We start from the raw sequence: 22,083 nt of genomic DNA, 5'->3' as shown, positions 1-22,083 counted from the left end.
TTAGTTAGCTTTTAATTTGAGTCGCATAACACTAACCCATTCACTAAATTACATTACACTATGAAAAGAATAATTTTATTGTCTTTTTTCCTTAGCGTTGGAATGATGCTTCATGCACAAACAGCTGAAAAAAAGTGGGCCGTAGGTTTCGGTGGTGGTGCTTACTATGGCAACACGAATGAAGGTACAGGTCTTATTTCGGAGTTTTATTTGAGTCGGTATTTGAGCTCTTCTTTTGATCTGATGCTCTTGAATAATCTTGGGTTAGCCAACTCTGAAGTCACGAATACCTTGGATTTTGGTACTACCTTTTTGAATTTGAGGTATAAATTGAATAATGGCTATATTTTAAAGGAAAATAGTTCGGTTCAACCCTATTTATATGGAGGCCCGGGATATATTCAGGACAATAAAACTGAGGGGCTTAACTGGGATGCAGGTTTAGGATTTAAATTCCCATTAAGTTCAAGTGTTTCCTTGTTTTTAGAAGGTGGATTTATTGAAGGACTGCGTGGGGAGAAGGCCGTGGACGAAGGGACCTATACTGAAAGTTTCTGGAAAGGTGTAGGAGGTATCGAAATTAGCTTCGGCAAATCAAAAGATACTGATAATGATGGCGTGCCCGATCGTAAAGACGATTGTCCGAATACGCCGGAAGGTGTTGCTGTTGACGACTTTGGATGCCCCGTTGATAGCGATGGCGATGGCGTGCCGGACTATAAGGATGACTGTCCGACAGAAGCAGGCGATATCGCATTGAACGGATGCCCCGATCGCGATGGTGATGGAGTAGCTGATAAAGACGATGAGTGTCCGGATACGGCAGGATTGAAAGCCTTGAAAGGTTGTCCGGATAGTGATGGCGATGGCGTTACTGATAGTAAAGATAAATGCCCGGATACACCCAAAGGATATAAGGTTGACGCTAGTGGCTGCCCGATTGATACGGATGGCGATGGGCTTGTAGATGAAGAGGATGAATGTCCTGCGCAGGCTGGATCAAAGGAAAACAATGGTTGTCCTGACTTAACTCCAGAATTTGACAATATTCAATTCGATTTCGACAATAGTAAGATCAATGCAGCAGCCATGCAGGAACTTGAAGAGGTAGCTCAAACAATCAAAGACAATCCAGAAATGGTTGTCAGTCTTTACGGATATGCTGATGAAGTTGGAACTGCAGCTTATAATATGGGTTTATCAGAAAGAAGAGCGATTGCTGTTCGCAAGTTTTTAATTGCTAAAGGAATTGCCTCAGAACAGATCGCTAACGTTCAGTGGTTTGGAAAAGCGAAGCCTATTGCGCCAAACGATACTGAAGCTGGTCGCGCAAAAAACCGACGTGTCGAGATCAAAGTTGATTAATAACAGCTAAGCTGTTTTATATAAAATGAAAAAGCCTTGCGAAAGCAGGGCTTTTTTGGCTTCTGAAAGAATAAGCAATCGGGCAGAAACTATTATCTTTGCGATTCAAAAAAATATACTATGCATATTGACCAAATCATAAAAGGGAAAATTGTTGATGCTGTAGACACGCTCTATGGTCAGAAAATAGAAGCCGATTCAGTACAGATTCAAAATACTCGGAAAGATGTTGAAGGAGACATGACGGTCGTCGTCTTTCCTTTTTTGAGGTTTTCAAAAAAATCGCCGGAACAAACGGCCGAGCAGTTGGGGGAATACCTCAAAGGGCAGGTTGACCTGATTGATGATTTTTCAGTCATCAAAGGTTTTTTGAATCTCCTGATTTCAAAATCGTACTGGTTGTCTGTTTTGGAGGATGCTGCGGGTAATGAAACTTTTGGATTTACAGCAGCTGATGAGAATTCGCCGCTGGTTATGGTTGAGTATTCATCTCCAAACACTAACAAACCCTTGCACTTAGGCCATATTCGTAACAACTTATTGGGCTTTTCTATTGGTGAAATTATCAAAGCCAATGGAAATAAGCTTGTAAAGACCAACATTGTCAATGACCGGGGGATTCATATTTGCAAGTCGATGTATGCTTGGAAACAATGGGGTGAAGGCAAAACACCCGAAGATACAGGCATAAAAGGAGATCATTTGGTAGGCGATTTTTATGTATTGTTTGATAAGCATTACAAACAAGAAATTAGTGATCTGCAGGAAAAAGGATTGAGCAAGGAGGAAGCCGAGCAACAAGCGCCCTCGATTGTTGCCGCTCGCGAGATGTTGTTGAAATGGGAAGCACGAGACCCCGAAGTAATTGAGTTGTGGGAAATGATGAACCAATGGGTTTACGATGGTTTTGATGTGACCTACAAGGAACTTGGAGTGGACTTTGATAAAATATATTACGAATCAGATACCTACTTGGTAGGAAAAGAGGAAGTTTTAAGAGGACTGAAAGAAGGAGCTTTTTACCAGCGGGAGGATCAATCGGTTTGGGCCGATTTGACATCGGATGGCCTGGATGAGAAAATTCTTTTACGCAGTGATGGAACTTCGGTATACATGACTCAGGATATTGGTACGGCCAAATTACGATTCAACGATTATAAGATTGATAAAATGATCTATGTCGTTGGAAACGAGCAAAACTATCACTTCCAGGTTTTGTCTGTCTTGCTCGATAAGCTGGGATTTGATTGGGGAAAAGGCCTGCATCACTTTTCCTACGGGATGGTTGAACTGCCACACGGGAAAATGAAGTCGCGCGAAGGAACAGTTGTTGATGCCGATGATTTAATGGCTGGGATGATTGACGTCGCACGAAAAACATCTGAAGAACTGGGCAAACTTGAAGGCTACACGGAAGAGGAATTGACGGAAACGTATAAAACTATTGCTTTGGGTGCACTCAAGTATTTTATGCTGAAAGTGGATCCGAAGAAGAACATGTTGTTCAATCCGGAAGAATCTATTGATTTCAATGGCAACACCGGACCGTTTATTCAGTATACTTACGCTCGTATCCGATCGGTAATCCGTAAAGCCGAAGCCAATGGCATTCAGTTGGACAAAAAACTGAATCAATCCATTTCGCTTTCAGAGAAGGAGCAGGAATTAATTAAGTCCTTATCACTTTTCCCAGCGGTTATCGCGGAAGCTGGCGATGCTTATAGCCCGGCTGTAATTGCCAACTTTATTTATAGCCTGGTTAAAGAGTTTAACCAGTTTTATCATGACCATTCTATTTTGGGTGAAGAGGATGAGGCTATCCGGAATTTCAGGTTGGTGCTTTCGCAAACCATTGCCAATGTTGTAGAGTCGGGGATGAAACTGCTAGGTATAAAAGTTCCGGAGCGGATGTAAAAAGGAAATAAAAAAAGGGGGTCAGAATTGACCCCCCAATTTTCTACAAAATTGCGATTCGTGAAAAAGGGACTTTATTTTCTCGTTGACACAAGCAGCTTTTGTGCTCTTTAATTAACACTGCCCGGTCGTAACTAGTGAGCGAGTTGATGTATGAAATTCTTTCTGGAAGACTTAATTGCCGGATTTCCTTATAGGCGCATGTTTCTGTTTCCTCTCTCATGGGGCAACCAAACACAAGTCCGTAATAATATGAATTTTCTTCTTTCATCCCAGCATTTAACCTTTTCATCTATTATAAGAACTTACACCCATTTATCCTATTTTTAGAGGAAAGGTAACCCAGCAAAAGGCATTTTTTTTATTTTGATTAAAAATTTCTCTTTATTTAATTTTTGTATTTTTGCAGGAGCTTGAAAATAAATCAATATCATTTCTAAAATATGTTTGAGAATCTTAACGAAAAATTAGAGCGGTCGTTTCAGTTACTAAAAGGACAGGGACGAATCACCGAGATTAATATAGCCGAAACCTTAAAGGAAGTACGTCGGGCATTACTTGATGCCGATGTTAACTTTAAAATCGCCAAGTCATTCACCGAAACCGTTAAGGAAAAGGCTTTGGGGGAGGATGTTCTTTCAGCCGTTAAGCCGGGTGAAATGATGGTTAAGATTGTACATGATGAACTCGCTCTGTTAATGGGAGGGAAATCGGTTGACATTAATTTAACGGGAAATCCCACTATCATTCTGATTGCCGGATTGCAAGGATCTGGTAAAACGACTTTTTCCGGGAAGCTTTCGAAATTGATTAAGAGCAAACGCGGTAAAAATCCGTTGCTTGTTGCGGGTGACGTTTATCGTCCTGCTGCCATTGACCAGCTAAAGGTGTTAGGTGAGCAAATTAATGTGCCGGTTTATACCGAAGATGGAAATAAAGAACCGGTTAAGATTGCACAAGCAGCTATTAAACATGCTAAAGCCAATGGACACGATGTCGTGATTATTGATACCGCTGGTCGTTTAGCGGTCGACGAAGAGATGATGAAGGAGATCAGCGCGGTAAAGAAAGCTGTTTCGCCTCACGAGATCTTGTTCGTTGTCGACTCGATGACTGGACAGGATGCTGTCAATACAGCCAAGGAATTTAATGATCGATTGAATTTCGATGGTGTCGTTCTGACTAAACTGGATGGTGATACTCGTGGTGGTGCCGCCCTGTCAATCCGAACGGTGGTCGATAAGCCAATCAAATATGTTGGTACTGGCGAGAAAATGGAAGCACTTGATGTTTTTCACCCCGAACGTATGGCTGACCGTATCTTGGGGATGGGAGACATTGTTTCGCTGGTTGAAAAAGCCCAGGAGCAATTTGATGCTGACGAAGCCCGTAAGCTGCAAAAGAAACTGGCTAAAAATCAATTCAGCTTTGATGATTTTCTGAAGCAGATTCAGCAGATCAAGAAAATGGGTAATATTAAAGACCTGGCAGCCATGATTCCAGGCATGGGTAAAGCCCTTAAAAATATGGATATCGAAGATGATGCCTTCAAGCATATTGAAGCTATTATTTATTCTATGACACCTGCCGAGCGCAACGATCCATCTTTGTTGAATGGTTCACGTAGAAAGCGGATCGCCAAAGGAGCCGGAACCGAGATACAAGAAGTTAACCGCCTGATTAAGCAATTTTCCGAGACCAGAAAAATGATGAAGATGGTATCGCAAGGAAAAAATATGGGGCGTATGATGGGAAATTTACCAAGGAGATAAATGCAGTAATTCAACACAATGAAGTTAATTGACGGAAAACAAACAGCAACAGAGATCAAAAAGGAAATTGCAGCGGAAGTTCGTGAAATGGTTGCAGCAGGAGCTAAAAAGCCTCACTTAGCCGCAATTTTGGTCGGACACGATGGCGGAAGCGAGACCTATGTGGCTTTCAAAATTAAAGATTGCGAAGAAGTTGGGTTTAAATCAAGCTTAATTCGTTTTGAAGACGATGTTACAGAAGAGCAACTTTTGGCCAAAGTTAATGAATTGAACAATGACGATGATGTTGATGGTTTCATTGTTCAGCTTCCTTTGCCTAAGCACATTTCTGAGCAGAAAGTGATTGAGGCAATCGACCCGACGAAAGATGTGGATGGCTTTCATCCCATAAATGTTGGCCGAATGGTTATCGGTTTACCCTGTTTTGTTTCGGCTACCCCGGATGGAATTGTCGAGCTGTTGAAACGCCACAATATTGAAACATCAGGGAAAGATTGCGTGGTGGTTGGTCGCAGTAATATTGTTGGTCGCCCGATGAGTGTGTTGATGTCTCAGAAAGCGATTAATGCAACAGTGACGGTGGCTCACAGCCGTACGAAAGACTTAGAGGTTTTGTGTTCGAAAGCTGATATCTTAATTGCGGCTATTGGTATTCCTGAATTCATTAAAGGTAAAATGGTGAAAGAAGGCGCTGTGGTTATCGATGTGGGAACAACACGGGTGAAATCAGATCAAACAAAATCAGGATTTAAATTGAAAGGCGATGTTGCTTTTGACGAAGTGGCTGAAAAATGTTCCTACATTACTCCGGTTCCTGGAGGAGTAGGACCGATGACACGTGTGGCTTTGTTGAAAAATACTTTGTTAGCTGCAAAAAGGGAGATTTACAACTAATATCGTGAACAATATTTTTTGAAAAGGTGGCTATATAAGCCACCTTTTTTTGGTTTGTATTGTTTAACTTTATAAAAATATTTGTATTGATGAGAACACACAAAATTACAATCGCGGGTTTGATTATGCTGTTAGGAGCTGTCTTGTTGATGGAATCATGCAGTACCGTGCCTTTGACCGGACGGAGCCAGATGAATTTGATGCCAGAGTCGAACATGGTTGCAATGAGCTTGACGAGCTATGACCAGTTTTTGGACACCAATAAAGTTTCCACCAACCAGCAGCAAGTAGCAATGGTTAAGCGAGCAGGGCGGAATATCTCCGTTGCTGTAGAAAAGTACCTGAAAGAAAATGGCTATGAAAGCTATTTGCAGTACTTCGATTGGGAATTTAACCTTGTGGATGATGAGGTGCCTAACGCTTGGTGTATGCCTGGCGGAAAAGTGGTTGTGTACTCCGGTATTTTGCCATTAACGCAATCCGAAGCCGGACTGGCAGTCGTTATGGGGCACGAAATAGCACATGCTGTTGCCCGACATGGGAATGAGCGTATGAGCCACTCGATGCTGGTGCAAATGGGAGGAATGGCTTTAGGCGAAGCCCTCAAAGAAAAGCCCAATGAGACCCAAACCATATTCTCAGCAGCCTATGGATTAGGATCCCAGTACGGTGTTATGCTTCCGTTTTCGCGCCAGCATGAGTATGAGGCCGACAAGATGGGGCTTATTTTTATGGCTATAGCTGGATATAATCCGCAGGAAGCTGTAGCTTTCTGGCAACGCATGTCTGAAAACAGCGGGCAAGCCCCACCTGAATTTTTGAGCACACACCCCGTGGATACAAAACGCATTGCTGCCTTGAATGAAATTATGCCGGAAGCAATGAAATATTATCAGGGGAATAACTAGTTTCAAAGTTCATTGTCAGGTAAATTAATTACTGTTTAGAAACAGTTTTCGATTATTTTCAAAATAATTCTTTATTTTTGGTATACCAAATTAGGTAAATAACTTAACTAAGAGCAAGATGGAAGGCTTTGATAAAAAAGATGAATTGCAAGAGGGCGACAGTAAATTTAGAGAAGAAATTTTTTCAAAAGCTGTAAGAGCCGGAAAAAGAACCTATTTTTTCGATGTAAAAGCAACTCGAAAGGATGAGTATTATTTGACAATTACTGAGAGTAAGAAGCGTTACGATCAGGATGGAAAGTTTCACTTCGAGAAACACAAAATCTTTTTGTACAAAGAGGATTTTGAGAAGTTTTCAGATGGTTTAGGTGAAGTTATCGACTTTATTCGAGCCAGCCAGTCAATGGAAGATGCAGAAATTGATGTCGATATGACTATTGTTGAAGATGAAGAAGAGGTAATCGTTGCAAAGGATTATACCAATGTTGAGTTTGATGACTTGAACAGCTGATCTTTAATTTAAAACGTATAAAAGACAAAGGCTGCCTAACTAGGCAGCCTTTGTCTTTTAGGCAAAATTCCGTTCATTTTTGATGTTCTCGTAGGCGTCGTTGACCTTTTGAAATTTTTCCTTGGCCGCATTTTGAAAGTCGTCACCTAAATAGCTCACTTTATCGGGGTGATATTTCATGGCCATTTTTCGATAGGCTTTTTTAATCTCTTCATTCGATGCCGATTTCTCAACTTCGAGAATTTTATAGGCCGAGTCGGTATTAGGGACAAACATGGATTGGATTGATTCCAGGTCTTTTTGACTGATTCCCATATTTTGGGCAATCATTCGGATCATGTTTTTTTCCGTTTCATCAACTGATCCGTCGGCTTGTGCAATACCATATAAGAAGTGAAGAAGTTGCAAGCGTGAGGAGTAATCCATGTTTTTCTGAATTTGCTGGCAAACATCGGCAACCGGGATGTTTTGATTGAGCAAATCCCGTAGCATTTTGATGGCTTCCTGCGCTGAACTGGCGCCGAATGAGCGGACGAAAAATTGTTTTACATAGTCTAATTCTGATTTTAATATCTTCCCGTCGGCTTTCATTACAGCAGCTACCAGCACCAATAGGCTCATTACATAGCCTCCAGTTGTTGTTACTCTTGTTCTTCCTGCTTGTGTTCCTTGTTGTGGCAGAGGACTAGCTTCGGTGTCGACCATCGATCCGACTACAAATCCTACAATACCACCTATAGGGCCAAAAAATGCCCATCCTAAGCCGCCGGCTACCCATTTTGCAAATTTACCCATGTGTTCTAAATTTTTTATCTAATTCGATTAATGCGGGAAGTACTAAATCCCGGTTGTTATTATTAATTGTTGTATTAGCCAGCTTTATCTTTTTGTCATCCGGCCATTGTTTCGACATTCTTTCTTTGATTTGTTCGATTGAACTATAATCTCTTCTCATAACCCGTTCAATCCGTTGCTGTTCAGGGGCAGTTACTAAAATGATATAGTCCATCATTTCGTAGAAGCCACTTTCAAACAGAATGGCAGCTTCGTGAACAACATAGGGAGACTGCTGGTTTTGGCACCATTCGGAAAAGTAATTACGCACAGCCGGATGAACGATCGCATTGACTTTTTGTAGCATGGAAGCTGAATTGAAAATCTTAGCGGCTAACTTTTGCCGGTCTAGTGTTTGGTTGGGCAGGTAAATGTCTTTTCCAAAGTGAAGCATCATTTGGCTACGGACTAATGAGGAGCTATTCATGATTCGCTTTGCTTCCAAATCGGCATTGAATACCGGAATGCCAAGTAAATTGAAAAACTTGCAGATGGTTGATTTTCCGCTGCCGATTCCTCCTGTAATTCCTATTTTAAGCATTTTGTTAGTTTTCAATGAGGTATTCGATCTTCATAGGGGCGAAATTAACCAATTTAAATTGTGCTGGAGTTTTGTCTAGTTTCACAGGTAAATAATCCAGGTTGTTTTTGATGTCTTGATAAGACACCGAAGCCCTGAAATCAGAAGGGAGTACGTCTGAAAAACGGCTTAAGCTAATTAAGAAGGTCACTTTTACTTCCGCAGGAAACAAGTGAACATGAATTTTTCGGGGAAGGCTATCTATTTTAACCGGAATAGTCAGTTGTTTCTCGGTATATTCTTCCACCGGAATCTGAATTGTTACCCGATTGGTTGAGAACTCCAGATTCTTGATTTTTTGGAGCGAGACGTTGCGTTGAATCAGATGCCCCAGCTCCTTATATTGTTGATAATTGGTTTTTATGTGCGGTAAAGTATCCAGAATCGACTCGGGACCAAGCACTTCAATCGAGTCCGGGGTGACCACAATCTCATCGTACAAGTAATGCTGTTTTTTGAATCCCAGGCTGACATCGGGAACTACTTTTTTCTTTTGAGTCAGAATTCGGTCAAATTGAAAATGAACGGTATCCGGTTGAATACTGGTTAGGTTTAGTTCATTGCTAATCTGGTCCGAAATTTTCTTCCGATAGTAGCGGCTTGGAATCGCATAATTGTTTTTTTGAGTTCCATTGATGAGGTCGCCAGCAATTTCATCTACATTGAATACCAAAGGCGAAAAGGCCATACTCAGCTTGTAGCGTAGCAAGGTAAATCCATAAGAGCGGACTTCCAATACAAAGTTTTTGGGCGGCGTATTAACCAGCATTTTACTTTTAGGCATGTTGGTGTAGCGCACCGGAAACGAAAGTTCAACAGTATATTCCTTTTCGAGCGCATTCAATAGCCAAAAGATGGATGCAATACCCACGCAGATCAGATAGATGACGAGCCTGCGTTCGTTCTTAATCTGAAACTTTTGAAAGAATAGTTTTGCCTTATGTAGCCATTTGTTTTCCACGCAATCAAAGATAAAAAAAAGGGTTGACTTGCGGTCGACCCTTTCTCTCTTTTACTATGCTAAGATTATTTTTGAGGAGTAACATCTGACATGTCTTTCACTACCGCACTTTTGTCAACACGAAGTTTTACATTGTCATCTACTTGAAGCAGAACGTAGTTGTCTTTGATTTCGACAACTTTACCATAGATTCCGCCAGTTGTTACTACTTTATCTCCTTTGCCAAGGCTTTCGCGAAATTTCTTCAATTCTTTTTGCCTTTTCACCTGAGGTCTGATCATGAAAAAATAAAACACAACAATAATCAGTACCAAGGGAAGAAATGTTGTAATCGGGTTTTGTTCAGCTCCCGGTTGCGGAGCCATCAATAAGTAGTTCATCATTTTATTCTTTAGTTTTTACTGTATAAATTTATTAGCTCATTATTTACGGTTGCGGTAACCGCTAGTTTTGTTATTTCCGGCTGCGTGTTGGCAACGATATTAAACTCCTTGTAAACCCGCCCGGTTTCTCCGGCACTGTTAAAAACAACTTCAATGAAATCTGATTTTCCGGGAGCAATGGGCTCTTTCGGGAAATGAGTGGTTAAGCAGCCACAATCAGCTTCAACTTTTTCAATAATTAGGGGGCCGTCCCCGCTATTAGTAAAGTGAAAACTATAGGCCACCACCTCGCCGGCTTCCAACTGACCAAAATTATAGAATCTTTCTTGAATCTCAAATTTTGGAGTTCCCGTGTTTGAAGCTGTTTTGTCCGATGCTTTATTGCTGCTGGATTGGCAGCTAACGACAACAACAAGCAAAAGAAATATGGCCGTTAAACATTTCATGAAGGCAGATTGCTATCTTCTCCAATTAATCCTCGTCCGGCTTTCAGAATCTTATCCTCAGCTTTTAGTGCTTTCAGTGCTTTGTCCAGGATGCCGTTAATGAAATTACGACTTTTCTTGGTGCTGTAATATTTCGACAATTCGATGTATTCGTTCAGGGTGACTTTGGTTGGAATGGACGGGAAGAATAAAAACTCAGCAATGGCCATTTCCAGGATCAACTCATCAATAAATGCAATTCGCTCAACATCCCAGTTAACCGTGTATTTGGTAACCACTTCTTTTAATTCGTCGTGGTTCAAAACGGCTTTACGGTAAAGATCTTTGGAAAACTGACGGTCTTCTTCATCTTTAAACATGGGCAGTAGTGCCTGGTCTTCGCCGGTGTATTCTTTGAACTTTTTAAACGTTTTGATGATCATACTCACCACGAAATCAAGGTCATCATTCCAGTAAATACTCTGTTCTTCCAATAATTGAGTCAAATCTTCCGATTGAAGAATAACGTCCGTTAATACTTGCTCAATGAACTTTTTATCTGCCTGGTACGAGTTGTCCTCACTGGCCATGTAGCTTTTGAAAAAATCACTGTCAATTAAGGTCAAATACAGCTTTTTTATCAATTCAGGCTCATTAACCCAACTTAACTTCGACTGTCCCAAATATTTATTCAGACTTTCATTTGAGCTTAGTTGTGCGATGAGTTGGTTGCGAATAAACCGGATGTTAGGGTTTAAATCTTCCTCGGTAGGGAAGTGTTTTTTCTTTCTTAACTCAACCACTGATTCAGCATGCTTACTGATTTCAATTACTAAATCCAATAAATAATGGTAAAGGTCGTAGGTTTTCTGGATACTGAAGAAAAGTTCTCTCTCGGTATTGTTAATTGATTTGTCAGGTGAGGAATAGAAGGCGTATAAAACCTGCAAAACTTTAATGCGAATAATTCTTCTGCTAATCATTGTCTTAGAACTAGTTTTCTTTAAAAGGTGGCAAAGTTACACAATTTCTTTTCTGCTGTTCAACATCTAATCGTTTTTTTCATCCTTTGCTTCGAAATATTTCCCCGTATGGTCGCTGGTGTAAAATTCGGTCTGTTCGTCCTCTTCTTCCTCCTCCTCTTCTTCTTCCCAGTCATAGCGCTGTCGCTGAGGGCCTTGTTTTCTATAAAAAATGCTAAGAATTAGTCCGCTAACGCCACCCCACAAATGGCTCTCCCACGACACTCCGGGTTTCAGGGGGAACATTCCCCAAAACATGCCGCCATAAAGAAAAACCACAATGATGGCGATGGTCAGTAATTTGGTGTCGTTTCGGAAGATACCGCTGAAAAACAGGAAAGAGGCCAGGCCGTAAACCACGCCACTGGCTCCGATGTGCCAGGCTTCGCGTCCACCAAGCCAAACACAGAGGCCCGATAAAAAATAAATCAGAAAGAAAATTCGGTAGGCCAACTTCCGGTAGAAATAGAATAAGGCCAATGAAAGCACAAAAAAAGGAATGGAGTTAGCTGCCAGGTGCTTGTAGCCGCTATGAATGAAGGGCGAAAACAAAATGCCTTTTAGCCCTTCCCATCTCAGCGGGAAAATACCATAAACGGCAAACTCAAAATCCAGGGTTGTTTCAACTAAAAAGGTCAACCAAAAAAACAGTAGGAATAAGCTGGGAAACACCAGGCTGTGCTTGAAGATTTTTTTTTCCAGCTCCGGATCAATGGTGTCGTGCTTTGGCGGATAATAGTTGAATAGTGGCATTAAATTAATTGATCAATCAGGTTTACAAATCCGTGAACATCTTCTTCGGTGGTGTCAAAGGAAGTCATCCAGCGAACTTCCGAGGCCGACTCATCCCACAGATAGAAAAAATATTTTTCCTGAAGTTTGGGAATAACAGCTGGGGGGAGAATGGCAAAAACGCCGTTTGCTTCTGTTGTTTGTGTCAATTTTACTTTGCCGGTTTTCAGCACTTCGCATTCCAGTAATTTGGCCATTTTATTGGCATGAAGGGCATTGGTTTTCCATAACTCATTTTTGAAATACGCTAGAAACTGGGCACTTACAAAGCGCATTTTAGAGAAAAGCTGCATGCTTTGCTTGCGAATGTACTTGGTGTTAGCGGTCAGTTTGGGGTCGAAAAACAGTACCGCTTCGCCCATCAGCATGCCGTTTTTTGTTCCGCCAAACGACAGCATATCCACCCCGGCATCTTTGGTAAACGCACGAAAAGGCAGGTCAAGCGCTACGGCTGCATTGGCAATTCGCGCGCCGTCCATGTGCACGAGTAAGCCGTATTGGTGGGCCAGGGCGGTGATTGCTTTTATTTCATCAACCGAATACACGGTTCCCATTTCGGTTACCTGCGAAATGGAGATAACCTTGGGTTGGGCGTGGTGTTCAAAGTCAAAACCATGCAAGTATTTCTGAATGCCTTCTGGCGTTATCTTACCTTTTTCACTCGGAACCGGCAGCAGCTTACAGCCTGTCAGCTTTTCCGGAGCACCGCATTCATCTACCTGGATGTGGGCGGTGTCGGCACAAATAATTGAATTGAACGAGTTGGTTGTCGTAGAAAGAGCCAATACATTAGCGCCGGTTCCGTTGAAGACAAAGAAAACTTCGGTGTTCTGTCCAAATTCCTTTTTGAAAAGTTGAATCGCTTCCCGGGTAACCGGATCGTCTCCATAACCGACCATGTGTCCGTTGTTGGCGGTTTCTAGTGCTTTTAAGATTTCCGGATGAACCCCGGCATTATTATCGCTGGCAAAGCCTCTGGGCATAATTTTGATTTTTTTATAGACTTGTAACATTTTACAGGTCCATGTGTTTTAGTTTAACCAACTCCGTTTATTTTATCTTTGGATTATCTTTTAACAAGAGCGGGAATTGGCTTATAAAAGAAAAGAAAAAATTGCTTGCAACAAAATCGTCGCGTTCAATAGGGATATCACTTTGTTGCATTTAGGTGGCATGGGCGTTATGCCGGTTGTCGAATCGTTTTAAATCAGTTTATGAAAGAAAAAATCAACCTGTTTTGGTTTCGTCGCGATTTACGTATTGCTGATAATCATGGATTGTACCGGGCGCTGGCGGCTGGAAAACCGGTATTGCCTGTTTTTATTTACGACGCTACTATTCTTAACGATCTGGAGGATAATGACAGCCGGGTGGAGTTTATCGCAGACCAGGTCAATCGCTTGAAAGAAGAATTTGAGCGCAACAATAGCACGCTCTGGATTTACCATGGCAAACCCCTCAATGCCTTTAAACGCTTATGGGTTGAGTACGAAGTGGAAGCGGTTTATACGAATGCCGATTACGAACCGTATGGCCGTGAACGCGATGGGCGGGTAGCTACTTTTTTGAGGACGCAGAACATTGAATTTTTTTCGTATAAAGACCAGTTAATGTTTCATCAGAACGATATTCGCAAAAATGACGGAAAGCCCTATACGGTTTTTACTCCTTATAGAAATAAGTGGCTCGAGCAGTTTCGTCACATTGAACTCGACGAATATCCTTCTCCAAAGTTGCTGCATGGCTTATTGAAAACCGAGCCGCTGAAAGACATTACGCTTCGCGATATCGGTTTTCGGCGCGGAAGTCTGGAATTTCCAGAGAAAAAGATTGATAAGCCGATCCTGAAAAATTATGAAGCCCTTCGCGATTTTCCAGCTATGGATGCGACTTCCCATCTGGGTATCCATCTGCGCTTTGGCACCATCAGCATTCGCAAACTCACGAAAAAGGCGGTTCAGCATTCTGCGGTATTCCTGAATGAGCTGATCTGGCGAAATTTTTATGCCGATATTCTGTGGCATTTTCCATATGTTGCAGAACGCTCTTTTAAGCCGGCTTACGATCATATCCCTTGGATCAATTCAGAAAAGGATTTTGCTCGCTGGTGCGAAGGAACGACCGGTTATCCCTTGGTGGATGCCGGTATGCGCCAGTTAAATGAGACAGGGTATATGCACAACCGGATTCGGATGGTAGTCGCCAGTTTTTTGTGTAAACATTTGCTGATTGACTGGCGTTGGGGGGAGGCTTATTTTGCCGAGAAATTGTTGGACTATGAGTTAGCCTCGAACAATGGCGGCTGGCAGTGGGCCGCCGGAACGGGCTGCGATGCCGCACCTTATTTCCGGGTGTTTAACCCAACGCTGCAAGCTCAAAAGTTCGATCCGGAATTTAAATACATCCGTCGCTGGGTGCCTGAGTTCGACGATTTAAGCTATCCACAGCCCATGGTTGAGCATAAACTGGCCCGGCAACGCGCCATCGATACCTATAAAAAGGCGCTGGCCTCGGGTTGATGCCAATCTGAATGCCTTGTCAATGGGGCGTTTCAGCCTCCTGCAAAAAACCACGTGTGATTTTTTCAAAAGGCCTTTGTTCCTGTTTATTTCTCCAACGGTTTCGCATTGGTGAGTCGTTCTATTTTGAATTTTAGGGCTCTTGAAATACTGACTTTATAACAAGGTAGCGAGATCAGACTTTCAGTTTTTCGAAGCTTAAAAGCGAGGTTTTTACTTCTTAAAGAATATGCATTGAAATACGCGTTTTGACCGAATTTTTATTGCATGTTATTGAGTTTGGGTGATAGTAATTGCCAGATATATAGCTAGTAAGGGGCGGGAGTTAATGTCTTTTTTTATGATTAACTTGTATTGATAAAAATAAGTCTATATGGGAGTAACATACATTGCGTGTCTGTTTCAAAGAGCAGGAAGTCCGTCAAAGCGTGTAGGAGAGTTTAGTAATCCGAGAGAGCTTAAGTTATACTTCGAGGCGAGCAACTACAAAATTAGTTATAGAAATGAGCCGCCATATCCCCATGTTATGGTTCTAAAAGAGGAAATAACAGATAATGGCGTAAGGGATTGGATTGTATTCTGCTATTATGCTGAGATGAGTGATCTGCCTTGAACTTCTCAGTAAGCGAATAATTTTAGAATGCAAAACATAAAAATAAAAGAAATGCACCCTAAACCCTTTTTATCAGCTTCAGGACGAATTCATAAAAGTAGTATCGTGAATCGATCACCACTTAAAATTGAAAATGTAATTGAATATCCTGAGCTTGTCAAAACTCCTGGTAAGTTAATTAAATTCTATGCAGTTTCAGCAAACAGTGTTGATGCCTTATTAAATAATTACTTGTATGCTGCTAACCCTTTGTTATTCAATGATCCTTTTGATTGTCCAGTTCAATTGTGGAATCTTGATTCATTTAGATATGAAAATATTCAACGTTTCGCTTTATTTGAAGACTTGATAAGAAAATTAGGGGAAGACCGTTTTATGTCTCCAATTTATAATCGAAATCTTTTCTTTGAATCTAGAATGGCGACTCTGGGAATTATTTGCTTACATGAGTTTTCATTAAATAGCAGTGATTGTCAGGATACCTTGTGGGGATACTATTCAAACCAACAGGGATTTGCAGTAAAATTTGATAGTTGCATTTTAAGAAAAAGCTTGGGAGCACCGTTTCAAGTTGAATATTTGGATAGATCACAGCTAGATAAATTTAGCTTGGATAGTATTGAAGAGGGAGAAGATTTTTTACCAATGTTTTTAAGATGGACTACGCAAAAGAAGAAAATATGGGAAAATGAATACGAATGGCGATTTGTCTTGCAAGATTTAGAAGCAGATACATTGATGATGGATGCTCCAGATAAAGAAAGAAAAAGAACGTATTGTAAGGATGCTATCTCTGAAGTTTTGCTAGGATTAAAATTCTTTAATGTAACAAATATGGTTGAAGTGTCAGAAAAGGAAAGCTATTACATTATTGATATTGAAAAGCAGAAAGATCAGTGCGACCTACTATCTTTTCTTTCTGATTGTTCGGAGCTAAAAGTAAGTCATATGCATATGAAGCAAGATGAGCTTGCAATCCGTCCCAGGCGTTGCGAAATATTTTGCGAAGCTCACGGGCGATTTCATATAAAATATCTAGAATAAAGATAGGCAGGTTTTTATTTATTATTCTTTTGAAAGCAATAATGAACTTAATGTTTCACCACCAAGAAAGTAATTACATGAGTAAAGGGGCAAGTGCGGATCAGAATCCACGTCCCCCTTGCTCTTTATAATCACGAGTCGCCTTTCACCCAATTAACAATTTTTTCATCGTTGGGCTTGGTTTTTGGTTTGGCGTAGTCAACCAAGTGCCCGTTTTCATCAATCATGTATTTCTGAAAGTTCCAGCTCACTTCCGAGTCCGAAACACCGTTCTTGGCCTTTTGGGTCAGCCACTGGTAAAGTGGGTGCATATCATCGCCTTTGACCGATATTTTAGACATCATCGGGAAAGTAACGCCGTAGTTACGTTCGCAAAACTCGGCAATTTCATCGTTTGATCCGGGTTCCTGTTTAGCAAAATTGTTGGCCGGAAATCCAATAATGGTGAAATGGTCACCTCCATATTGGTCGTAAAGTTCCTGCAACAATTCATACTGAGGCGTTAGTCCACATTTGGAAGCGGTGTTCACGACCAGCACTTTTTTCCCTTTCAACTGGCTCAAATCAAAATCCGAACCTTCAATATCCTTCACCTTAAAATCGTATATGCTGGTTTGTGCAAAACCAAGGGCCGAAATCAGTAGTAAGGAAAATAGAAATGTTAATTTTTTCATGACGTATTTTTTGTTTGTGTAACACGATCTAAAACATATCGGAATTGAAAAAGTTTGTTGTTTGCTTGTCATCAGACTCTTAATTCTTGTTAATAAAAACCCGCTTAATTTCCTGCTAAAATGTTTATCTTTGAGCGTCATTAAATGGAATTATGGAGAATTTTATTGTTTCCGCCCGAAAATACAGACCCGATACGTTTCAAACAGTAGTTGGACAAGAATCGATTACGTCGACCCTGAAAAACGCAATTGAAAATAGTCAGTTAGCGCATGCTTACTTGTTTTGTGGTCCGCGTGGAGTTGGGAAAACGACCTGTGCGCGTATTTTCGCTAAAACAATTAATTGCCAAAATTTAACGGCCGAAACCGAGCCTTGCAACACCTGCGAGTCTTGTCTGGCTTTCAACGGAAACCGGTCATACAATATTCATGAGCTGGATGCAGCGTCGAACAACTCGGTGGATGATATCCGGAACTTAACCGATCAGGTTCGAATTCCGCCTCAAATTGGAAAATATAGCATTTACATCATCGATGAGGTTCACATGTTGTCGCAGGCTGCTTTTAACGCCTTTCTGAAAACCTTGGAGGAACCTCCCAAGCATGCCATTTTTATTTTGGCTACAACGGAGAAGCATAAAATTATTCCAACCATTTTGTCACGCTGCCAGATTTTCGATTTCAACCGGATTAAAATTGGTGATATCTCGGGTCACCTGGGGTATGTGGCACAAAGTGAGCAGGTGGTTATTGAGGCCGAAGCCTTAAATGTGATTGCTCACAAAGCCGATGGCGCTATGCGTGATGCTCTTTCCATTTTTGATCAGATTGTGAGTTTTTCAGGAAAAAGCATTAGCTACAAGGATGTAATTTCTAACCTGAACGTGTTGGATTACGATTACTATTTCCGACTGGTTGAAATGCTTCTGAAAAATGATGTACCCAATGCCATGTTGCTTTTCAACGAGGTGCTGGATCATGGCTTTGACGGTCACCATTTCATCAATGGATTGAGTAGCCATATTCGCGATTTATTGGTGTGCAAAGATCCAGTAACCGTGCAGCTGCTTGAAGTTGGTGGCGAAATCAAGGAAAAGTACAAAACGCAGGCTACCGTTTGCCATCCCGATTTCTTGCTGGAGGCTTTGAAAATAAGCAATGATTGTGACATGCAATACAAAGCCAGCCAAAACAAACGTTTGCTGGTGGAACTGAGCCTGATTAAAATGGCACAGCTCACCTTAAAAAAAAAATAGTTGACGGAAACGAAGATGCGGTTTTAGCTCCTATTTTTTCGGAACATGCCCAAAACAATAAGGCTCCTCAGCCGCGCTCTGGTTCAAGTAAAGAGCAAGCGGCGAAAACCCGAACGGTTGCTGAGCCCGAAATCCCTGTAAAAGTTCCTACTAAGCGAATCATTAAAAGGCAGGGGAGCAGCTATACTCCTTCCATTAAAGATGCTCTTTCGGGGAAGATGGTTAAAGATGGGGAGGAAGACGCACAGGAAAAACTCAAGTATTTTTCTGGAGAGCAATTGAAGGAGCCATTTACCCAAGAACAGTTCGCTGAAAAATGGAGTGAATACCTGCTGAAGCTTGAGGCTCGGCCAAACCTGAGAGCCACCCTCTCACGACCTATTGAGATTAGCAATGATTTTAAACTAAAATTGCCAATTGATAATTCGGTTCAATTAGAAGAAATCAATAAAATTAAGCCCGACTTGGTTTCCTGGTTGCGAAAAGAATTGCGCAACACTAGCATCGAATTGATTACCGATATCGTGGTTCAGGAATCGGAGTACAAGCCCTATTCTGAAACGGAAAAGTTAGCCGAAATGGTGAAAAAGAACCCATCCCTTGCCGTCCTAAAACAACGTTTTAATCTTGATTTTGGAGAATAGCACTGAGCGGAGGGTTTTAAGGCATTGTTAATCGTTAAGGAAATTATGCCCACATAAGAATGAGTCGATAAATTTTTAGTATTTTTGATTGAAACGTAAAAAAAAGAGGAGGTCACTATGCTTAAAGAACAAGTTTTAAAAGCTCTGAACAAACAAATTAATGCAGAAATGCATTCTGCTTATCTATACTTATCCATGTCTGCTTATTTTGAAGATAAAGGGTTGGGCGGATTTGCCAACTGGATGAAAGTTCAATATCAAGAGGAGCTTTCACATGCTTTAAAAATATTTGAATTTGTGAACGAACGTAATGGTCGTGTCCTGTTGGAGCCAATTGATGGAGTCCCAACTGAATTTGGAGGCATTATCGATGTGTACGAAAAAACACTGGAGCACGAGCAAAAGGTTACCCAAATGATCGACGAATTGATGGATGTTGCTGTGAGCGCGAGTGATCATGCAACGCAAAGTTTCCTGCAATGGTTCGTCGATGAGCAAGTTGAAGAAGAAGCCAATGTCAATGAATTGCTTGATAACCTACGTTTGATTGATGGACAGGGAAATGGTTTGTTTATGCTCAATCGTGAGTTGCAAGCTCGTACCTTTGTCGATGCTACACAGGCAGAATAAAATTCTATTCTATATGCTATTGAAAGGCTGCCTGGTTGGTGGCCTTTTTTTGTTAATGCATAAGTCAAGTTGATTTCTTAAGAATATAGTGTTATGAATAAACAGATTGAAAACTCATGGGTTAAATTTCGGAAGGTTTGTGAAGCTTCGCCATCGGTAGAGGAAATGACGGGAATTGAAAAGGCTTTTGACTTTGCCTTTCAAACACTTGGTGAAAATACCTGGCCCAATGGAGAGATCATTTTAATTCATTCACTCGAAGTGGCTCAGGTGGTTGCTCAGGAAGTGGGACTGGGAACGAGTTCCATTATTGCTGGGTTGCTGCATAATGTAACGTATGAAAATATTCATGACCGGCCGGCTATCCAGGATATTGAAAAGCGATTTGGGCCGGTAGTTGCTGGTATTCTGGAGGGAATGGCTAAAATTAATGCACTGGGAACAGATACGGTTGATTTGCATTCGGAGAACTATCGTAAATTGATGCTTGCACTGGCTGGCGACGTTCGGGTGATTTTGGTTAAAATTGCCGATCGCTTACATGTGATGCGCCACTTGAGTGGCTACATGCCCGAGGCACAGCACAAAATAGCCATGGAGACTGCTCACCTTTATGCACCCTTGGCTCATCGCTTAGGCTTGTATTATGTCAATTCCGAGTTGTTGGATTTATGCCTGAAGCATACGAATCCGGATTCGTACCAGTATGTGGCTGATCGCTTGGATGAAAGTAAACAGGAACGTAAAGATTTTGTCGCTGAGTTTGTTAGTCCTATTGAAGATAAGCTGAAGGCGCGTGGTTTTCGATTTGATATGAAAGCCCGAACCAAATCCATCAATTCTATCTGGAAAAAGATGCAAAACAAGAAGGTAAGCTTCGATGAAGTGTATGACTTGTTTGCCATTCGTATCATTTTGGATTCAGAGCTGGAGATGGAAAAATCAGACTGCTGGCAGGTCTACTCCATTGTTACCGATGAGTACCAGTCGAATCCGGAGCGGATGCGCGACTGGATATCGGTCCCTAAATCGAATGGCTACGAAAGCTTGCATGCAACCGTGTTGGGACCGCATAAAAAGTGGGTGGAAATCCAGATTCGTACCAAACGGATGGATGAGGTTGCCGAGAAAGGACTGGCTGCTCATTGGAAGTATAAAGGAGGATCGGCCAGTGCCGAAATGGAAACCTGGTTGGCTAATGTGCGGGAGATTTTGGAAAATCCGGATTTGAATATTGTTGATTTTATTGACGATTTTAGCACCAATATTTATACCGATGAAATCTTCGTATTTACTCCCAAAGGCGATTTAAGACGTTTGCCGGCCGGTGCTACTCTGTTGGATTTTGCCTATGAAATTCATTCCGAAGTGGGGGATCATTGTGTGGGCGGAATGTTGGATGGCCGTAAAGTGACTTTGCGACATAAACTGAAAAATGGCGACCAGGTGTCGGTCGATACCTCAATAAAACAAAAACCAAAACAGGATTGGTTGGACTTTGTCATCACCACCAAAGCTAAAACACGAATTAAAGTCAGTGTTAACGAAGAGCGTAAGAATGAAGCCGAAAATGGCAAGGAAATTCTGCTTCGGAAGCTGAAAAACTGGAAGATTGATTACAATGATGATCTTATCCGGATGCTACTTAAGCACTACAATCTTAAGCTGGCTCAGGATTTATATTACAATATTTCGGTTGGTAAAATTGAGCCACTGGCCATTAAAGAACTGGTGGTTGAGAAAGAAGCTGAAGCTACAGCCAAGCAAAAGGTTGAGGAGATCTTGCCCGTTGATCAATTGAACGATCTTGATTTTTCGAGAGGGAACGACTATCTGGTGATTGACAACAACATTAAAAATGTGAACCACAAGTTGGCACCCTGCTGTAACCCGATTTTTGGTGATCCGATTTTTGGTTTTGTTACGATCAGCGATGGTATTAAAATACACCGCCGAACATGTCCCAATGCCAAGCAATTGTTTGAGCGCTATCCTTACCGGGTTATTCCGGCCAAGTGGCGCGATTCGGAAAAACGCAGTTCGTTTCAGGCTACCATTCGCCTGTCGGGAACCGATGAGGCCGGAATTGTTGGGCAAATCTCACATGTTATCGCTAAGGATGTGGGGGTGCAGATGCGCTCCATCAATATTGATTCGGTGAATGGCGCCTTTGAAGGCACCTTGCGAATTTTTGTGAACAACCTGGAGCATCTGGATTTTCTGATGCATAAACTTCAGAACATCAAAGGTGTGATTAATGTGTCGCGAGCCGATACGTAAACGAATTAAGCAAAGAGTTTGAATGTCCCTGCCATTTCGCAGGGATTTTTGGTTTAGAGAGG

21 protein-coding genes are annotated in these 22,083 nt (G+C 41.5%); 12 read left to right on the top strand and 9 right to left on the bottom strand.

The genetic code is table 11. The features are described from left to right. Positions 1-60 precede the first annotated feature (60 nt). The 6 genes from ACUNWA_RS07920 (at position 61) to ACUNWA_RS07895 (ending at position 7,364) form a co-directional block, all read left to right on the top strand. A complete protein-coding gene (locus ACUNWA_RS07920) occupies positions 61-1,365 on the top strand; it encodes an OmpA family protein (RefSeq protein ID WP_445591358.1) in 1,305 nt (434 codons plus the stop codon). 120 nt (positions 1,366-1,485) lie between these two features. After that, the gene (gene argS / locus ACUNWA_RS07915) at positions 1,486-3,279 is read left to right on the top strand and encodes an arginine--tRNA ligase (RefSeq protein WP_445591357.1); all 1,794 of its coding nucleotides are present in this window, start codon (positions 1,486-1,488) and stop codon (positions 3,277-3,279) included. 443 nt (positions 3,280-3,722) lie between these two features. Then, positions 3,723-5,051, top strand: coding sequence for a signal recognition particle protein (gene ffh, locus ACUNWA_RS07910; RefSeq protein WP_445591356.1), 1,329 nt, complete (start codon positions 3,723-3,725; stop codon positions 5,049-5,051). Between the two features lie 18 nt (positions 5,052-5,069). Next, positions 5,070-5,945, top strand: coding sequence for a bifunctional methylenetetrahydrofolate dehydrogenase/methenyltetrahydrofolate cyclohydrolase FolD (gene folD / locus ACUNWA_RS07905; RefSeq protein WP_445591355.1), 876 nt, complete (start codon positions 5,070-5,072; stop codon positions 5,943-5,945). A gap of 89 nt (positions 5,946-6,034) precedes the next feature. Continuing rightward, positions 6,035-6,853 (top strand): M48 family metallopeptidase, encoded by an 819-nt coding sequence (locus tag ACUNWA_RS07900; protein ID WP_445591354.1) that lies wholly within the window; start codon positions 6,035-6,037, stop codon positions 6,851-6,853. 118 nt (positions 6,854-6,971) lie between these two features. Beyond that, positions 6,972-7,364 carry a DUF3276 family protein gene (locus ACUNWA_RS07895; RefSeq protein ID WP_445591353.1) on the top strand — a complete coding sequence of 131 codons (393 nt, stop codon included), beginning with the start codon at positions 6,972-6,974 and terminating at the stop codon, positions 7,362-7,364. 57 nt (positions 7,365-7,421) lie between these two features. Here ACUNWA_RS07895 and ACUNWA_RS07890 read toward each other — a convergent pair whose 3' ends face one another. The 8 genes from ACUNWA_RS07890 to ACUNWA_RS07855 all read right to left on the bottom strand — a co-directional run bounded on the left by ACUNWA_RS07890 (position 7,422) and on the right by ACUNWA_RS07855 (position 13,344). Beyond that, the gene (locus ACUNWA_RS07890; RefSeq protein ID WP_445591352.1) at positions 7,422-8,159 is read right to left on the bottom strand and encodes a TerB family tellurite resistance protein; all 738 of its coding nucleotides are present in this window, start codon (positions 8,157-8,159) and stop codon (positions 7,422-7,424) included. After that, positions 8,152-8,739 carry a dephospho-CoA kinase gene (coaE, locus tag ACUNWA_RS07885; protein ID WP_445591351.1) on the bottom strand — a complete coding sequence of 196 codons (588 nt, stop codon included), beginning with the start codon at positions 8,737-8,739 and terminating at the stop codon, positions 8,152-8,154. The genes ACUNWA_RS07890 and coaE overlap by 8 nt, the downstream gene beginning before the upstream one ends. Positions 8,740-8,743: 4 nt before the next feature. Next, a complete protein-coding gene (locus tag ACUNWA_RS07880; RefSeq protein ID WP_445591350.1) occupies positions 8,744-9,739 on the bottom strand; it encodes a hypothetical protein in 996 nt (331 codons plus the stop codon). Between the two features lie 65 nt (positions 9,740-9,804). Then, positions 9,805-10,122 (bottom strand): preprotein translocase subunit YajC, encoded by a 318-nt coding sequence (gene yajC / locus ACUNWA_RS07875; protein ID WP_445591349.1) that lies wholly within the window; start codon positions 10,120-10,122, stop codon positions 9,805-9,807. An 8-nt stretch (positions 10,123-10,130) separates the two neighbouring features. Next, positions 10,131-10,568 (bottom strand): DUF1573 domain-containing protein, encoded by a 438-nt coding sequence (locus tag ACUNWA_RS07870; RefSeq protein ID WP_445591348.1) that lies wholly within the window; start codon positions 10,566-10,568, stop codon positions 10,131-10,133. Further along, entirely contained in the window at positions 10,565-11,530 is a 966-nt protein-coding gene (gene nusB / locus ACUNWA_RS07865) for a transcription antitermination factor NusB (protein ID WP_445591347.1), read from the bottom strand. The genes ACUNWA_RS07870 and nusB overlap by 4 nt, the downstream gene beginning before the upstream one ends. Positions 11,531-11,596: 66 nt before the next feature. Further along, positions 11,597-12,322, bottom strand: a complete 726-nt coding sequence (locus tag ACUNWA_RS07860; RefSeq protein ID WP_445591346.1) for a rhomboid family intramembrane serine protease — start codon at positions 12,320-12,322, stop codon at positions 11,597-11,599. Further along, positions 12,322-13,344: a threonine aldolase family protein gene (locus ACUNWA_RS07855; RefSeq protein ID WP_445591345.1), complete on the bottom strand. Its 1,023-nt coding sequence runs from the start codon at positions 13,342-13,344 to the stop codon at positions 12,322-12,324. The genes ACUNWA_RS07860 and ACUNWA_RS07855 overlap by 1 nt, the downstream gene beginning before the upstream one ends. 231 nt (positions 13,345-13,575) lie before the next feature. Here ACUNWA_RS07855 and ACUNWA_RS07850 point away from each other — a divergent pair, with 231 nt between their 5' ends. Further along, entirely contained in the window at positions 13,576-14,880 is a 1,305-nt protein-coding gene (locus ACUNWA_RS07850) for a cryptochrome/photolyase family protein (RefSeq protein WP_445591344.1), read from the top strand. 640 nt (positions 14,881-15,520) lie between these two features. After that, positions 15,521-16,537, top strand: coding sequence for a hypothetical protein (locus tag ACUNWA_RS07845; protein ID WP_445591343.1), 1,017 nt, complete (start codon positions 15,521-15,523; stop codon positions 16,535-16,537). 131 nt (positions 16,538-16,668) lie between these two features. Here the strand turns inward: ACUNWA_RS07845 and ACUNWA_RS07840 are convergent, their stop codons facing one another. Continuing rightward, complete coding sequence (locus tag ACUNWA_RS07840) at positions 16,669-17,211, bottom strand: glutathione peroxidase (RefSeq protein ID WP_445591342.1); 543 nt, start codon at positions 17,209-17,211, stop codon at positions 16,669-16,671. Between the two features lie 152 nt (positions 17,212-17,363). Between ACUNWA_RS07840 and ACUNWA_RS07835 the strand changes: the two genes are divergently transcribed. From ACUNWA_RS07835 to ACUNWA_RS07820, 4 genes are all read left to right on the top strand, one after another. Then, positions 17,364-18,467, top strand: coding sequence for a DNA polymerase III subunit gamma/tau (locus tag ACUNWA_RS07835; protein WP_445591341.1), 1,104 nt, complete (start codon positions 17,364-17,366; stop codon positions 18,465-18,467). Between the two features lie 218 nt (positions 18,468-18,685). Beyond that, positions 18,686-19,111 carry a hypothetical protein gene (locus tag ACUNWA_RS07830; RefSeq protein ID WP_445591340.1) on the top strand — a complete coding sequence of 142 codons (426 nt, stop codon included), beginning with the start codon at positions 18,686-18,688 and terminating at the stop codon, positions 19,109-19,111. Positions 19,112-19,228: 117 nt separating this feature from the next. Next, positions 19,229-19,741 carry a ferritin gene (locus ACUNWA_RS07825; protein WP_445591339.1) on the top strand — a complete coding sequence of 171 codons (513 nt, stop codon included), beginning with the start codon at positions 19,229-19,231 and terminating at the stop codon, positions 19,739-19,741. A 93-nt stretch (positions 19,742-19,834) separates the two neighbouring features. Further along, the gene (locus tag ACUNWA_RS07820; protein ID WP_445591338.1) at positions 19,835-22,021 is read left to right on the top strand and encodes a RelA/SpoT family protein; all 2,187 of its coding nucleotides are present in this window, start codon (positions 19,835-19,837) and stop codon (positions 22,019-22,021) included. Positions 22,022-22,083: the final 62 nt, after the last annotated feature.

It is taken from the genome of Sunxiuqinia sp. sy24, assembly GCF_052677165.1.
The sequence above is the reverse complement of the archived record's forward strand: the minus strand, read 5'-3'. Positions and strand labels throughout refer to the sequence as shown.

What these genes read in the sequence shown, in the direction of transcription:
- ACUNWA_RS07820 (WP_445591338.1), top strand. Translation starts at nt 19,835, where the DNA reads ATGAATAAACAGATTGAAAACTCATGGGTTAAATTTCGGAAGGTTTGT.
- ACUNWA_RS07870 (WP_445591348.1), bottom strand. Translation starts at nt 10,568, where the DNA reads ATGAAATGTTTAACGGCCATATTTCTTTTGCTTGTTGTTGTCGTTAGC.
- ACUNWA_RS07890 (WP_445591352.1), bottom strand. Translation starts at nt 8,159, where the DNA reads ATGGGTAAATTTGCAAAATGGGTAGCCGGCGGCTTAGGATGGGCATTT.
- ACUNWA_RS07830 (WP_445591340.1), top strand. Translation starts at nt 18,686, where the DNA reads ATGGTTAAAGATGGGGAGGAAGACGCACAGGAAAAACTCAAGTATTTT.
- ACUNWA_RS07860 (WP_445591346.1), bottom strand. Translation starts at nt 12,322, where the DNA reads ATGCCACTATTCAACTATTATCCGCCAAAGCACGACACCATTGATCCG.
- ffh (WP_445591356.1), top strand. Translation starts at nt 3,723, where the DNA reads ATGTTTGAGAATCTTAACGAAAAATTAGAGCGGTCGTTTCAGTTACTA.
- ACUNWA_RS07895 (WP_445591353.1), top strand. Translation starts at nt 6,972, where the DNA reads ATGGAAGGCTTTGATAAAAAAGATGAATTGCAAGAGGGCGACAGTAAA.
- ACUNWA_RS07850 (WP_445591344.1), top strand. Translation starts at nt 13,576, where the DNA reads ATGAAAGAAAAAATCAACCTGTTTTGGTTTCGTCGCGATTTACGTATT.
- folD (WP_445591355.1), top strand. Translation starts at nt 5,070, where the DNA reads ATGAAGTTAATTGACGGAAAACAAACAGCAACAGAGATCAAAAAGGAA.
- yajC (WP_445591349.1), bottom strand. Translation starts at nt 10,122, where the DNA reads ATGATGAACTACTTATTGATGGCTCCGCAACCGGGAGCTGAACAAAAC.
- argS (WP_445591357.1), top strand. Translation starts at nt 1,486, where the DNA reads ATGCATATTGACCAAATCATAAAAGGGAAAATTGTTGATGCTGTAGAC.
- nusB (WP_445591347.1), bottom strand. Translation starts at nt 11,530, where the DNA reads ATGATTAGCAGAAGAATTATTCGCATTAAAGTTTTGCAGGTTTTATAC.
- ACUNWA_RS07920 (WP_445591358.1), top strand. Translation starts at nt 61, where the DNA reads ATGAAAAGAATAATTTTATTGTCTTTTTTCCTTAGCGTTGGAATGATG.
- ACUNWA_RS07855 (WP_445591345.1), bottom strand. Translation starts at nt 13,344, where the DNA reads ATGCCCAGAGGCTTTGCCAGCGATAATAATGCCGGGGTTCATCCGGAA.
- ACUNWA_RS07845 (WP_445591343.1), top strand. Translation starts at nt 15,521, where the DNA reads ATGCAAAACATAAAAATAAAAGAAATGCACCCTAAACCCTTTTTATCA.
- ACUNWA_RS07840 (WP_445591342.1), bottom strand. Translation starts at nt 17,211, where the DNA reads ATGAAAAAATTAACATTTCTATTTTCCTTACTACTGATTTCGGCCCTT.
- coaE (WP_445591351.1), bottom strand. Translation starts at nt 8,739, where the DNA reads ATGCTTAAAATAGGAATTACAGGAGGAATCGGCAGCGGAAAATCAACC.
- ACUNWA_RS07900 (WP_445591354.1), top strand. Translation starts at nt 6,035, where the DNA reads ATGAGAACACACAAAATTACAATCGCGGGTTTGATTATGCTGTTAGGA.
- ACUNWA_RS07825 (WP_445591339.1), top strand. Translation starts at nt 19,229, where the DNA reads ATGCTTAAAGAACAAGTTTTAAAAGCTCTGAACAAACAAATTAATGCA.
- ACUNWA_RS07835 (WP_445591341.1), top strand. Translation starts at nt 17,364, where the DNA reads ATGGAGAATTTTATTGTTTCCGCCCGAAAATACAGACCCGATACGTTT.